Annotated in this window: 14 protein-coding genes; 9 read left to right on the top strand and 5 right to left on the bottom strand. The window is 63.0% G+C overall.

Annotation, left to right across the window (positions count from 1 at the left end):
- The first annotated feature begins 101 nt into the window (after positions 1–101).
- From AB6Q56_RS15850 to AB6Q56_RS15825, 6 genes are all read left to right on the top strand, one after another.
- Entirely contained in the window at positions 102–413 is a 312-nt protein-coding gene (locus tag AB6Q56_RS15850) for an ArsR/SmtB family transcription factor (protein WP_434514042.1), read from the top strand.
- Positions 413–2,557 carry a bifunctional acyl-ACP--phospholipid O-acyltransferase/long-chain-fatty-acid--ACP ligase gene (aas, locus tag AB6Q56_RS15845; protein WP_434514041.1) on the top strand — a complete coding sequence of 715 codons (2,145 nt, stop codon included), beginning with the start codon at positions 413–415 and terminating at the stop codon, positions 2,555–2,557. Before AB6Q56_RS15850 ends, aas begins: the two co-directional genes overlap by 1 nt.
- Positions 2,557–3,777, top strand: coding sequence for an amidohydrolase family protein (locus AB6Q56_RS15840; protein ID WP_434514040.1), 1,221 nt, complete (start codon positions 2,557–2,559; stop codon positions 3,775–3,777). Before aas ends, AB6Q56_RS15840 begins: the two co-directional genes overlap by 1 nt.
- Entirely contained in the window at positions 3,774–5,654 is a 1,881-nt protein-coding gene (locus AB6Q56_RS15835) for an MFS transporter (protein WP_434514039.1), read from the top strand. The genes AB6Q56_RS15840 and AB6Q56_RS15835 overlap by 4 nt, the downstream gene beginning before the upstream one ends.
- 12 nt (positions 5,655–5,666) lie before the next feature.
- Positions 5,667–5,807 (top strand): hypothetical protein, encoded by a 141-nt coding sequence (locus tag AB6Q56_RS15830; RefSeq protein WP_434514038.1) that lies wholly within the window; start codon positions 5,667–5,669, stop codon positions 5,805–5,807.
- A gap of 605 nt (positions 5,808–6,412) precedes the next feature.
- Positions 6,413–6,631 (top strand): hypothetical protein, encoded by a 219-nt coding sequence (locus AB6Q56_RS15825; protein WP_434514037.1) that lies wholly within the window; start codon positions 6,413–6,415, stop codon positions 6,629–6,631.
- 23 nt (positions 6,632–6,654) lie between these two features.
- On the opposite strand, the gene AB6Q56_RS15820 is transcribed toward AB6Q56_RS15825, so the two are convergent.
- Positions 6,655–6,810 carry a hypothetical protein gene (locus AB6Q56_RS15820; RefSeq protein ID WP_434514036.1) on the bottom strand — a complete coding sequence of 52 codons (156 nt, stop codon included), beginning with the start codon at positions 6,808–6,810 and terminating at the stop codon, positions 6,655–6,657.
- 101 nt (positions 6,811–6,911) lie between these two features.
- Between AB6Q56_RS15820 and flgB the strand changes: the two genes are divergently transcribed.
- Both flgB and gluQRS read left to right on the top strand, forming a co-directional pair.
- Positions 6,912–7,553 carry a flagellar basal body rod protein FlgB gene (flgB, locus tag AB6Q56_RS15815; protein ID WP_434514035.1) on the top strand — a complete coding sequence of 214 codons (642 nt, stop codon included), beginning with the start codon at positions 6,912–6,914 and terminating at the stop codon, positions 7,551–7,553.
- Positions 7,554–7,758: 205 nt separating this feature from the next.
- Complete coding sequence (gene gluQRS / locus AB6Q56_RS15810; RefSeq protein WP_434514034.1) at positions 7,759–8,661, top strand: tRNA glutamyl-Q(34) synthetase GluQRS; 903 nt, start codon at positions 7,759–7,761, stop codon at positions 8,659–8,661.
- Here gluQRS and clsB read toward each other — a convergent pair.
- Genes clsB through AB6Q56_RS15790 form a run of 4 tightly spaced genes read right to left on the bottom strand, consistent with a single transcriptional unit; the run spans position 8,651 to position 12,183 of the window.
- Positions 8,651–9,835, bottom strand: coding sequence for a cardiolipin synthase ClsB (clsB, locus tag AB6Q56_RS15805; RefSeq protein ID WP_434514033.1), 1,185 nt, complete (start codon positions 9,833–9,835; stop codon positions 8,651–8,653). The two genes, gluQRS and clsB, sit on opposite strands and share 11 nt — an antisense overlap.
- Positions 9,825–10,583 carry an endonuclease/exonuclease/phosphatase family protein gene (locus tag AB6Q56_RS15800; RefSeq protein ID WP_434517169.1) on the bottom strand — a complete coding sequence of 253 codons (759 nt, stop codon included), beginning with the start codon at positions 10,581–10,583 and terminating at the stop codon, positions 9,825–9,827. The genes clsB and AB6Q56_RS15800 overlap by 11 nt, the downstream gene beginning before the upstream one ends.
- A gap of 7 nt (positions 10,584–10,590) precedes the next feature.
- Positions 10,591–11,688, bottom strand: coding sequence for a quinolinate synthase NadA (gene nadA / locus AB6Q56_RS15795; RefSeq protein ID WP_434514032.1), 1,098 nt, complete (start codon positions 11,686–11,688; stop codon positions 10,591–10,593).
- A 42-nt stretch (positions 11,689–11,730) separates the two neighbouring features.
- Positions 11,731–12,183 (bottom strand): rhodanese-like domain-containing protein, encoded by a 453-nt coding sequence (locus AB6Q56_RS15790; RefSeq protein ID WP_434514031.1) that lies wholly within the window; start codon positions 12,181–12,183, stop codon positions 11,731–11,733.
- A 47-nt stretch (positions 12,184–12,230) separates the two neighbouring features.
- Between AB6Q56_RS15790 and AB6Q56_RS15785 the strand changes: the two genes are divergently transcribed.
- Entirely contained in the window at positions 12,231–13,400 is a 1,170-nt protein-coding gene (locus tag AB6Q56_RS15785) for a cation diffusion facilitator family transporter (RefSeq protein ID WP_434514030.1), read from the top strand.
- The last annotated feature ends 18 nt before the right edge of the window (positions 13,401–13,418 follow it).

Raw genomic sequence — 13,418 nt, 5'->3', positions numbered from 1 at the left:
ATGCTCTTCCTTTTTTTTCAGGTGTAAGGTTTCGCAGCAACTGTTGGCTTGGCAGTAATCCATGTTGACAAAGTCATGTCGATATATCTAAGATCATCGACATGAAATCCGACTACACCCAAACCATCCCGCCTGCCTGGCAGGCAATGTCCAAGATCTTCGTGGCGCTGGGCGACGAGCACCGGCAGCGCATCCTGCTCCTGTTCGAGCCGGGCGAGCGGCTGAACGTCGGGCAGATTGCCGAGGTGTCTACGCTGGCCCGGTCGACGGTGTCGCACCACCTGAAGATTCTTCATGAGTCCGGCGTGCTGGCTTCCGAGAAGATCGGCAAGGAAGTCTGGTTCTGGATTGACCGCGAGGCGCTGAGCGAAACCTTCGGCAATGTCCTCGATTACGTAAGGGATCACACCTGATGCTGCGTTCCATTCTGCGGCCGCTGTTGCGCGGCCTGGCCCGCCTGTTGTTCCGTGTCGAAGTCACTGCCCGGCAGGCCGATTTCAAGCACGACCGCCTGCTCGTCGTCGCCAACCACCAGTCCTTTCTGGACGGCCTGCTGCTCGGCCTGTTCCTGCCCATCGACCCGGTTTTCGTGGTGCATACCACTATTGCCAAAAGCTGGATGTTCCGCATCCTCCTGTCGCAGGTCGATTACCTGGCAGTTGATCCAACCAGCCCGATGGCCATGAAGAAGGTCATCCGACTGATCGAAACCGGCCGGCCGGTGGTCATCTTCCCGGAAGGGCGCATTACCCTGACCGGTTCGCTGATGAAGGTCTACGACGGCCCCGCCTTCGTCGCCGCCAAGACCGGCGCGACCGTGGTGCCGGTGCGTCTGGAAGGCGCCGAGCGCACCTATTTCTCACGCCTGTCCGGTCGTCATCCCAAGCAGCTTTTGCCAAAGATTCGTTTGTCGATCCTGGAGGCGCGCCACTTCCCGATGCCGGAGGGGGCGACCGCCAAGCTGCGTCGCCGCAAGTCCGGCGAGGCCATGCGCCGGCTGATGCAGGAGATGATCGTTGCCTCGCGCCCGCAGCAGACGTTGTATGCCGCGCTATGCGATGCCGTCGGCGTCTATGGTCGCAGCCGTCGCCTGCTGGAGGACGTGAAGCAGGTCGAGTATTCGTACAACGACCTGCTCAAGATGGCCCTGATGCTCGGCCGCCAGATCGAACGCCTGTCGCAACCCGCTGAGCGGGTCGGTCTGTTGCTGCCCAACCTCGTGCCGACCATCGGCCTGATCTTCGGCCTCAGCGCCCGGCGCCGCATTCCGGCCATGCTTAACTACACGGCCGGCGTCGAAGCCATGCAGGCTGCCTGCGATGCCGCCGAGGTGAAGACCATCGTCACCTCGCGCGCCTTCGTCGAGCAGGCCAAACTGGGCGACAAGCTGGCGGGGCTGAGCAAGGTGCAACTGGTCTACCTGGAGGACGTGCGCGAGCGTATCGGCCTCGGCGACAAGCTGTGGCTGATGCTGTGGGCGCTGCATTTCCCGCGCGCCTTCGAGCTGCCCGCGTCGCCGGAGGATGCGGCGGTGGTGCTGTTTACCTCGGGGTCGGAAGGCAAGCCCAAGGGCGTCGTGCTGCCGCACCGCGCCATCCTCGCCAATATCGCGCAAATCCGCTCGGTGATCGACTTCTCGGTCTACGACAAGGTGCTCAACGCGCTGCCCATCTTCCATTCCTTCGGCCTGACCGCCGGCGCGCTGCTGCCGGTGCTCAACGGGGCCAGTCTTTTCCTCTACCCGTCGCCGCTGCATTACCGGGTGATTCCGGAGCTGGCCTACGACCGGGGCTGTACCATTCTGTTCGGCACCTCGACCTTCCTCGCCAACTACGGCAAGTTCGCCAATCCGTACGATTTCTACCGCCTGCGCTATGTCGTGGCGGGTGCCGAAAAGCTCTCCGAGGCGGTACGCAGCCAGTGGTTCGAGAAATTCGGCCTGCGCATCTTCGAAGGCTACGGTGCTACCGAGACGGCGCCGGTGCTGGCGGTCAATACGCCGATGGCCTACCGGACGGGCACGGTCGGCAACCTGCTGCCGGGTATCGAGCACAAGCTGCTGCCGGTTCCGGGCATCCCGAATGGCGGCATCCTGCATGTGCGCGGCCCGAACGTCATGGCCGGCTACCTCAAGGCCGACAACCCCGGGGTGCTGCAACCGCCGGTGTCGGACGCCGGCGAGGGCTGGTACGAGACGGGCGACGTGGTCGAGCTGGACGAGGACGGTTTCGTGAAGATCGTCGGCCGCGTCAAGCGCTTCGCCAAGATCGCCGGCGAAATGGTCAGCCTGGAGGTGGTCGAGAAGCTGGCCACGGCCACTTCGCCGGCCATGCTTCACGCCGCCTCCAGCCAGCCCGACCCGGCCAAGGGCGAGGCGCTGGTGCTGTTCACCACCGACGGCCAGCTGACGCGCGAACTGCTCGCCGCCAAGGCCCGCGAAACAGGCGTCCCGGAACTGGCGGTGCCGCGCAAGATACACCGGGTCGAAGCGCTGCCGCTGTTGGGTACCGGCAAGGTCGATTACGTGACCTTGAAGCAACTGGCTGAGGCGGTGTGATGAATCGCCGCCGTTTCATCGGTCTGCTCGCCGGTGGTGCCGCCTTGTCGGCTGCCGGTTGGACATCGGCCAAACCGTTGCTGGTTAACAAGTGCCGCGTCGCCATCCCGGCTGGGCTGATCGATAGCCCATGGCTTCATCAGTCATGGGCGGGCATCGATCCGGCGCAGGTGTGGGACTGCCATGTGCATCTCGCCGGGCTGGGTGATGGCGGCAGCGGCATCGAGGTCGGGCCGCAGCTGTCGAGCTGGCTGCATCCGCTGCATTACGCCCAGCGCCTGTTCTACATGAACGCCGGCTGCGCCCACGATGCGCCGGGCAAGGTCGACGCGGCCTATGTCGCGCGCCTGCTCAACCTGTGCGAGGCGATGCCGGATGGCTTCAAGGTCATGCTCTTTGCCTTCGAGCGATTCCACGATGGCAGGGGCGATGCGCACCCGGAACATTCGGCCTTCTACGTGCCCAATGCCTGGGCAGCCAAGCTGGCGCGGGATTTTCCGGCACGCTTCGAGTGGGTCGCTTCGCTACACCCCTATCGGGCAGGGGCGACCGACGAGTTGCGCCTGGCCGTCGCCAACGGCGCACGGGCGGTGAAGTGGCTGCCGGCGGCGATGGGCATGGACCCGGCTGACGCCAAGTGCGATGCCTTCTATCGCGTGCTGGCCGAAACCGGCACGCCGTTGATCGTGCATTGCGGCGAGGAAAAGGCGGTCAAGGGCAGCGACACGCAGGCCTACGGCAACCCGTTACGCATGCGCCGGGCGCTCGATGCCGGCGTCAAGGTGGTGGTCGCCCATTGCGCCACGCTGGGCGACGATATCGATGACGACGGCAAGGTACGCAGCAGTTTCGACCTCTTCCTCAAACTGATGGGCGAGCCACGCGCCAAGGGGCTGCTGCATGGCGACATTTCCGCCATCACACAGCGCAACCGCAAGACAGCGGCGATCCGCACCTTGCTCGAACGCCGCGACCTGCACGACCGCCTGCTCCACGGCTCCGATTACCCGCTGCCCGGCATCGTGCCGCTGACTTCACCGGGCGCGCTGGCGCGGGCCGGCCTGCTGCCCAAGGGGGCGGTCGACGATCTCGACACCCTGCGCCAGCACAACCCCTTGCTCTTCGACTTTGCCCTCAAGCGCCTGCTCAACTGGCAGGGGCATTCCTTTTCTCCGGCGGTGTTCCATACCCGCCGCCTTTTCGCTGCGAGCCACGCATGAGCGGACAATTCGGACTTCTCAGGAAGAAACGCTTCGGCCCCTTCTTCGCCACCCAGTTCCTCGGTGCCTTCAACGACAACCTGTTCAAGAACGCGCTGATCGTCCTGCTCACCTTCCACGCCGCGCACTGGACGACGCTCAAACCGGAACTGCTGGCCAACCTGGCGGCCGGGGTTTTCATCCTGCCCTTCTTCCTGTTTTCGGCGACCGCCGGGCAGCTTGCCGACAAGTACGACAAGGCCATGCTGGCGCGGCTGGTCAAGGTGCTGGAGATGGCGATCATGGGTGTCGCTGCCGTTGGGTTCTTCATGACCAGCCTGTCGGTGCTGCTGGGCGCGCTGTTCCTGCTCGGTTGCCATTCGACGCTGTTCGGGCCGGTGAAGTACGCGATCATGCCGCAGCACCTGCGCGAGGACGAACTGGTCGGCGGCAATGCGTTGATCGAGGCCGGTACCTTCGTTGCCATCCTGGTCGGCACGCTGGCCGGCGGGCTGCTCGCCGGCTCCGTCGCGCATCCGGCGTGGATCGCCGTCGGCGGCTTCATCGTCGCGCTGGCCGGCTACCTGGCCAGCCGGGGCATTCCCGTCGCACCGCCGCCGGCGCCGATGCTCACGGTCAATCTCAACCCGCTGTCCGAAACCTGGCGCAACATCGCTTTCGCCCGGCAGAACCGCACGGTCTTCCTGTCCATTCTCGGCATTTCGTGGTTCTGGTTGTACGGGGCATTGTTCCTCGCCCAATTCCCGGCCTATGCCAAGTTCGTGCTCGGCGGCGGTGAGTCGTCGGTGACGCTGCTGCTCGCCACCTTCACGGTCGGCATCGGTGTCGGCTCCATGCTCTGCGAGCGCATGTCGGGCAAGCATGTCGAAATCGGCCTGGTGCCTTTCGGGTCCATCGGCCTGACGCTGTTCGGCGTCGATCTCTACTTTGCCTCGCCGGTCGGGCTGGCCGGTACGACGCCGCACGAACTGCTCGCCCTGCTCAGCATCCCGGATGTCTGGCGCGTGCTGTTCGACCTGATGATGCTCGGCGTTTTCGGCGGTTTCTTCATCGTGCCGCTCTATGCGCTGGTGCAGCTGCGCAGTTCGCCGGAACACCGGGCGCGCATCATTGCAGCCAACAACATCCTCAACGCGCTGTTCATGGTCGTTGGTGCGCTGGGGGCGGCCGCCATGCTCGGCGAAGGGCTGTCGATGCCGGCGCTGTTCGGCATCGCGGCGCTGCTCAATGCAGTCGTGGCGGTCTACATCTACGGGCTGGTGCCGGAATTCCTGCTCCGCTTCGTCGCCTGGCTGATGGTCAAGGCCGTGTATCGCCTGCGCACCAGCGGCCTGGAGAACATCCCGCACGAGGGTGCGGCGCTGCTCGTCGCCAATCATGTCAGCTTCGCCGACGCGGTGGTGATCATGGGCGCTTCGCCGCGCCCGATCCGCTTCGTGATGGACTACCGCATCTTCAAGACGCCGCTGCTCGGTTTCGTCTTCCGCCATTGTGGCGCCATTCCCATCGCCCCGACCAAGGAAGACCCGGTGATGATGGAGACGGCTTTCGCCGAAGTCGGCAGGGCGCTGGCAAATGGCGATCTGGTCGGCATTTTCCCGGAAGGCGGCATCACCCGAGATGGCGAAATCCAGCCTTTCCGGCCGGGCGTGACGCGCATCCTGCAGGCCAACCCGGTGCCAGTGGTGCCGATGGCCCTGTCCGGGCTATGGGGCAGCTTCTTTTCGCGCATCGACGGCGCGGCGATGAAGACACCTTTTCGGCGCGGCGTGTTTTCGGATATTGCGCTGAGAGTCGGTGCGCCGGTGCCGGCAGCGGCGGCGACGCCGGATCATTTGCATGCCAAGGTGCTGGCCTTGCGCGGCGAGCGGCGGTGAGCGACATGAAGGATGTCGTGGGCGCCGCTCGCCGTCGGTGGCGAACAGCTTGGGCAAGCTGCAGAGGCGAGCATGAAAGTACTGATTGTGCTGTTGAAGCTTGCCTTGCTGCTGCTCGGCGGCGAAGTGCTTGGTTTGCGCGGAGGGATCTAAGGGAGCGGTAAGGTTTTCATGATGGGTTTCCGGCCCGGCATGCTTGGCCTGATGCTGTTCATCTGGGTGGGCGGTAGCCTGAAAACCCAGCGCAACGATGAAGTTCTGGTGCCAACCCGATCGCCCCCCACGCATGCGGTGCGGACTTCTGCCAAGCCTACCCCAAGGGTATCCTTATTGTTGGCATCAATCTCTCGGGCGGCTCCGTACGTAGGGCTATGCCTTTCTCACGGGCCGACCGCCAAGACGCCTTTTTCGGCCATGCCGACCTGTGGAGCGCCAGCCCCGACAAATCTACCAACCGCTAAAGTCTTGATCCGTGCTGTCGAGCAGAAAGTGGAGCGTGTTGTTTCCACCGCGATAAGGGATGGTTGTCTGCGGATGCTTCTGACGGCTTGATTTCAGCGATTCGTTGTACGCCCTCCCGTTCTTCGTGTGGTAGCGCTTTCTGGGCGGCTTCGGAATCCGCAGGTTTTTTCGATTACCAAGCACCTTACAGTTCTGTAATCCGCAAGTCACGTTGTTGACAGCGATAGAAGCGCACACTGTGTCAGTCGATGCGATTCGGTCCATTGAATTTCCCCCAAAACTCAGGAGCCCATAACATGAAGATTGCCTCCTTCATTGCCAACGTTTGGCTTGCCGGTCCCGCCACGACGGATGTCGTCTACTCCGAAGGGAAGGCCGCCGCCAATTCGCACTCGCAAGCCAGAAAGAAGCCTGGTGTCCTGCAAGGCATCCCGGAAGCTAAGGCAGATAACCCGAATGCAGTGAAGGACCAGAGCAAGCATTTCCATCCGCGAGACATGAAGTATCTGGCCTGAGAAGCCTCGACAACAGGGTTTCGTCATTTCAGACCGTGGATATCCGCAAGCCAATAGGACATGGCAATCGGTGTGTGTGTCGCATTCTGGCGCTTGCTGTCGGTTGCGAGCCAAAACTGCTGAGCTACAACTACTGCCGGATGGTGCTGCAGAGACACTGGGTTGTCGAATGCGATCATGGTTGCCCGATCAGGCCGGTAGGGGGCTAGCTGAAATGGCATGATCTCGGCCAGATCGACGATGTGAAGGTCATCTTGATTGTGAATGAGTAATCAGTGCCATGGCCGACGTTCCTTCCGTTTTGTCCTTGCTAGGCAGCATTCCTTCGCTACCGGTTCAGTCTGAACAGGAGTTGCAAGGCGACTCTGAAGGCGACGCAAGCAATGGTACGTTTTCCCAGGCCCTGAATCAGGCGATTGCTCAGAAGATATACAATTCCGGGGCTAGCCGCGGTACTCATGGTGGCCTTGTCGCCGCGATGGCATCCGGTACGGTAGTTGCCCATCCCAATCACTTCTCAATCGGGCAAGATGCTCAAGCCGGTCATGATTTCCAGCAGCAAATGCTGGGGGTCCGTGCCTATCGGCAGCAACTTCTGGCCTCGAACATCGCGAATGCCGATACACCGGGCTATAAGGCTCTCGACATAGACATCGAAGAGGCTGCCCAAATCGTCAAGGGCCGATCGGCATCGCTACCGATGGCGATCACCGCTGCAGGTCATCTGGCTGCAACCATGCAGTCACCCCCGTTTCCATTGAAATTCCATCTTCCTTATCAAGCTACGGCCGATGGCAATACGGTGGAAATGGATGTCGAGCGGCAGAAATTTGCCGAGAATTCGCTGATGTACCAGTTTTCCATGGATCGCGTTAGCGGGCATTTCAGACACTTCACCGAACTGCTGCAAAATTTGAAGTGAGAGCCTTCGAATTTCCTGAAACACCACGGCAATCGCCATCTGATCCGACCCTGTGAAGCATGAATCGCGAACCGGTGGCATACTTGATGGGTGGGGCGTGGAAAACGACATGACCCGTTCGGAGACTTGTGCAAATAGCGTCACCCGAGGTTCGGCCGTGCGCTCCCCCTAAAATACGCGCTTCTCAATTTCTTTGCCGTTTCCCGTGTCCACTTCCTATCGCGGCCGTTTCGCCCCGTCGCCGACCGGCCCCTTGCATTTCGGCTCTCTGGTCGCCGCGCTCGGCAGCTGTCTCGATGCCCGCACGCAGGGCGGCGAGTGGCTGGTACGCATGGAGGATATCGACACGCCCCGCAATGTGCCGGGGGCGGCCGACGATATCCTGCGCACGCTGGATGCCTTCGGTTTTGAATGGGATGGCCTGGTGGTGTATCAGAGCAGCCGTCATGCGGCCTACGGCGAAGCACTGGAGAGCTTGCGGGCGGCCGGCAAGGTTTACGGTTGCGCCTGTTCGCGCAAGGAGATTGCCGATTCGGCCACTCTGGCGGCCATCGACGGCGGCATGGTGTATCCCGGAATCTGCCGTAGCGGCCTGCCGGTGGGGCGCTTGGCCCGAGCCTGGCGGCTGCGTGTCGATATGTCGGAGATGGCCTTCGACGACCGTTTGCAGGGCCATATCGCGCAGGTGCTGGAACGCGATGTCGGCGATTTCGTTCTGTTGCGTGCCGATGGCCTGTTCGCCTACCAGCTGGCGGTGGTCGTCGACGATGCCTGGCAGGGGATTACCGATATTGTGCGCGGTGCCGATCTGCTGGCCTCGACGCCACGTCAGATCTGGCTGCAGCGCTGCCTCGGCTGCGCCACACCAACCTACGCCCACTTGCCGGTGGCGACCAATGCGGCCGGGGAGAAGCTCTCCAAGCAGACACGCGCGGCACCGTTGAATGTTGCCGATGCTGCCGGCGAACTGGTCGCTGCGCTGCACTTTCTCGGCCAGCCCGTTTCGGCCGGGCTGGCGGCAGCCAGTGTGCGCGAGGTCTGGACTTGGGCGCTGGCGAACTGGTCATTCAGCGCCGTGCCGCGTCAAAGAGGTATTGTCATTCCCTGACGTCCTTGGCCTCCCAGTGCCGTTGGCCGTAGCCGGCCAGACCGACAGCGGCGCGGACGAGTCCGTAGGCCAGCCAACGGCTGAGGCGGATATGCCAGGGTAGGCGCGAGACGTCTTCGGGGACCACTTCCCGGGCACCCTCGGCCATCGCGGCATGCAGGCTGTCTTGCAGTTGTCCGGCGAAATGGCGGTCGCGCACCGCGAGGTTGGCTTCCTTTGCGAGCAGCAGGCTGAAGGGGTCGATGTTGGATGACCCGACCGTTGCCCATTCGCCATCCACCACCGCTACCTTGGCGTGCATGAAGCTCTTTTCGTATTCGAAGATGCGGATGCCGGCGCGCATCGCCTCGGCGTAGAGCGTCTGGGTGGCGTAGCGCAGCACCGGGTGGTCGCTCTTGCCCTGGAGCAGCACGGTGATGCGTACGCCGCGCCGGGCGGCGGCGTAGAGCGCACGGCCGAAACGCACCCCGGGCAGGAAATAGGCGTTGGCGATCAGGATTTCATGCCGGGCGCCGTCGATGGCGTCGAGGTAGGCATACAGGATGTCGTTGCGATGCCGGATGTTGTCGCGGATCAGGAAGGCGGCGGACTGCGTGCCGGCGGGAGAGCAGCAAGGACTGGCCACCGGGGCGAGGCGGAATCGGCGTTTGAAGTTTGCCCAGGCGACGATTTCCCACATCCGGCGCACCGCGCGGTGCATCTGGGCGAGGGTCGGACCCTCGACGCACACGGCGTAGTCGTAGCGGGGGCGCATTGTGGTGGGCGCATTGTTGTCGTCGACGATGTTGATGCCGCCGACGAAGGCGATGCGCGCATCGATCACCGCCAACTTGCGGTGCAGGCGGCGCAGGCGATGGCGCTTGAAGTGGAAACGGCCGATTTCCGGGCGATAGAACAGTGCCCGAACGCCGGCCGCCGTCAGCATGGGCAGGAAATCGGCAGCGAAGTTTCGGGCGCCGAAGCCGTCCACGGTGAGATTGACATGGACGCCGCGTTCAGCGGCCTGGCACAGGGCGCTAGCTACCTCGTGGCCGATTTCGTCGTTGGCGAAGATGTAGCTTTCGAGGTAGATCTCGACTTGCGCTTCAGCGATCGCGGCGAGCAGTGCAGGGAAGTATTCGGCACCCGAGTTGAGCAAGGTCAGCCGGTTGCCCGGCAGATACTCAGCGGCCATGCCTCGACAGGTGCGCCGAGAGCGCGGCGTGGTCGGAAATGTTGGACCACGGCAGGCCGTGATGCACTTCCGTCCGTTTGATGTCGAAGCCGCGCGTGTAGATGCGGTCGAGGCGGAACATCGGCATGGCGGCCGGGAAACTGCGCGCCGGCCTGCCCGCCGGGCCGCTGAACACTTCGTGCAGGTGCAGGCGGCGGGCGAGGTGCTCGCCGGCACGGTTGCCCCAGTCGTTGAAGTCGCCGGCGATGATCAGCGGTGCGTTCGGATCGGCGCTTTTTTCGAGATAGTCGGCGAGGGCGGCCATCTGCCGGCGGCGCGAGTAGCCGAACAGCGACAGATGCACGCACACGCAATGGGCAGCCGGCCCTTCCGGCAGCTTGATCTGGCAATGCAGCAGGCCGCGCTTCTCGAACTGCAGATGGGTGACATCCTGGTTGTGACTGTTGAGGATGGGGAAGCGCGACAGGATGGCGTTCCCGTGATGCCCATGGTCGTAGATCATGTTGCGGCCGTAGGCGCAGTCGGCCCAGACTTCTTCGGCGAGGAACTCGTGTTGCGGCGAGCTTGGCCAGTTGTCGTGGTTCTCAGCGTGGCCAAGATGCAGCCCCTGCACTTCCTGTAGGAACACGATGTCCGGGTTGAGGCCGCGCAACCGCTCGCGCAGCTCATGCACCATCATCCGCCGGTTGAACTGCGAAAAGCCCTTGTGGATGTTGAACGTCGTGATGTGCAACTCGGGCTTGTTCATCATCGCCTCAGGAAATCGCCAACATCCGGTCAAGGGCCAGTTTGGCGAGCTTCGCCTCGTGTTCGGGTACCCGGATGGCGTTAACCACCTTGCCCTCGGCCAGGTTTTCGAGTGTCCAGGCCAGGTGCTGCGGGTCGATGCGCTGCATGGTCGAGCACATGCAGATCGTGGTCGCCATGAACTGCACGATCTTGTTCTGCGGCAGTACTTCCTTGGCCAGGCGTTCGACCAGGTTGAGCTCAGTGCCGACCAGCCAGCGCGTGCCCTCCGGGGCTTCCTTGATAGTCTTGACGATGTGCTCGGTCGAGCCGACGTAGTCGGAGGCGGCGCACACCTCGAAATTGCATTCCGGGTGGGCGATGACCTGGCCGTCAGGATACTTGGCACGGAAGGCGTCGATGTGCGACTTCTGGAACATCTGGTGCACCGAGCAGTGCCCCTTCCATAGCAGGATGCGCGCCTTCTTGATCTGCGCCGGGGTCAGGCCGCCAAGTTCGAGGTCCGGGTCCCAGACGACCATCTCGTCCATGGCGAAGCCCATCTGGTGGCCGGTCCACCGACCGAGATGCTGGTCGGGGAAGAAGAGCACCTTCGGGCGGCGCTCGAAGGCCCACTTGGCGATGGTGCCGGCGTTCGACGAGGTGCACACGATGCCGCCATGCTCGCCGCAGAAGGCCTTCAGGTCGGCGGCCGAGTTGATGTAGGTGACCGGGGTGACTTCTTCCTCGGCGTTCAGCACCTCGTTCAGCTCGCGCCAGCAGCGCTCGACCTTGGCCAGGTTGGCCATGTCGGCCATCGAGCAGCCGGCAGCGAGGTCGGGCAAGATGGCTGTTTGGTTGGGCGCGGTCATGATGTCGGCGACTTCGGCCATGAAATGGACGCCGCAGAAGACGACATATTCCGAGTCGGTCTGCGAGGCGAGGCGCGACAGCTTCAGCGAGTCACCGGTCAGGTCGGCGTACTGGTAAACGTCGGCCCGCTGGTAATGGTGACAGAGGATCACGGCCTTCTTGCCGAGCTTGGCGCGGGCGGCGCGGATGCGCTCGTGACAGGCCTCGTCGGACAGGGCGTTGAACGGAGAGAAGGAAAGGGTGGCAGTCTGCATTGCTGATCTCTGAATGGCGCCGTTGAATTCGGTCGCGCGGTATTATCCCTGAATCCATGGCAAGCCGGCCTTGCGCCAGCCGCCGATGTGGCCGCGATGCCCGTTGGCATCCTTGTCGCCCTCGAAGCCTTCGAGGATGTTGTAGCAGTTGTTGTAGCCGGCCTCGGCGGCGGCCGTGGCGGCGCCGATGGAGCGCACGCCGCTGCGGCACAGGAAGACGACCAGCGCTTGCGGATCGACCTGGCGCTTCAGTTCGGCGACGAAGTTTGGGTTACGGACGCCGCCCGGGTATTGGTTCCACTCGATTTCAACAGCGCCGGGAACACGGCCTACCCAGTCCCACTCGGCGCGCGTGCGGACATCGACCAGCTTGGCACCAGGGGCCAGTTGCAATAATGTGTGGGCTTCCGCCGGTGTCAATTCGCCCTGGTAGGGACGTTCGAGTGCGCGGCCGCGTTCTGCGGCGAGGTTCAGGATTTCCGTTAACTTTCCCATAATGTCCAACTGCTAGAATCTCAGGCCGTTAGTATAGGGCACAGCACATGGCACAAGGGGAACACCCGGCAGCGGCATCGATGGCCGAGCGGGCTGCCGAAGCGCAGAGAGCAACCTGGGTCAGCGTTGCCGTCAACCTGCTGATGACCGTTGCCCAGCTTGTTGTCGGCTGGCTGGCGCATTCCCAGTCGTTGGTGGCGCACGGTCTGCACTCGTTTTCCGACCTGCTTTCCGATTTTCTAGTGATCTACGCCAGTCGTCAAAGCGCCCATCCGGCCGATGAGGCTCATCCGTATGGCCATGCGCGCATGGAAACCGGAGCAACGCTGGTGCTCGGGGCATCGCTGGCCCTGATCGGTGGCGGCATTCTTTGGGAATCCGGGATGCGCCTGCAGCATATCGATGCCCTTCCGGTCGTCGAGCTTTCCGCCCTTTGGGTGGCCATTGCCACCGTGGTTTCCAAGGAGGGGCTGTACCGTTACCTGATTCGCGTCGCCGAACGCCAGCGTTCCCAACTGCTGACGGCCAATGCGCTGCATACCCGGGCCGATGCGGCATCGGCGCTGGTCGTGGTGGTCGGTATCGGCGGCGCGCTGCTGGGCTGGTCCTTCCTCGATCTGCTGGCGGCGGCACTCATGGGCTTCATGATCTTGCGCATGGGGGCGGAATTGGCTTGGGGCGCCTTCAGGGAGCTGATCGATACCGGGCTCGATGCGGTGCAGGTCGAGGCCATCCGCCAGACTCTGGTGGCAACGCCGGGAGTTCTCGGTCTGCATGAGTTGCGTACGCGGCGCATGGCGCATCAGGCGCTGGTCGATGCCCATGTTCAGGTCGATGCGCGGATCAGTGTCTCCGAAGGGCATCGCATCGCCGAGTTGGCAAGAGCCCGCGTATTGAAGGAACATCCCGAAGTGCTGGATGTGCTGGTGCATATCGATCCCGAGGACGACATGGACCTCGACCTCCTTGCTCCCCGTCTGCCGTCGCGCGAAATTCTGCTCCATGAGTTGCGGCCCTTGCTGGCAGACCTGCCAGCGCCGGAGAAGGTCGTGCTGCATTACCTCAACGGAAAGGTCGAGGTTGAGGTTTTCCTGGAACATGCATTTTTCGAGAACGGCGAGACGCTCAGGCAGGCGGAAGCGGGGATTGCCGAGCGCCTGCGCAATCATGCCGTGGTGCGCAGCATCTCGCTTAATTGCATGGTTGCACCAAAGTAGTGCGTGCTTTGTGTTTTT

Source organism: Dechloromonas sp. ARDL1 (genome assembly GCF_051122455.1).
Taxonomy (GTDB): Bacteria; Pseudomonadota; Gammaproteobacteria; order Burkholderiales; family Rhodocyclaceae; genus Azonexus.
This window is presented reverse-complemented; position numbering and strand designations above follow the sequence as displayed.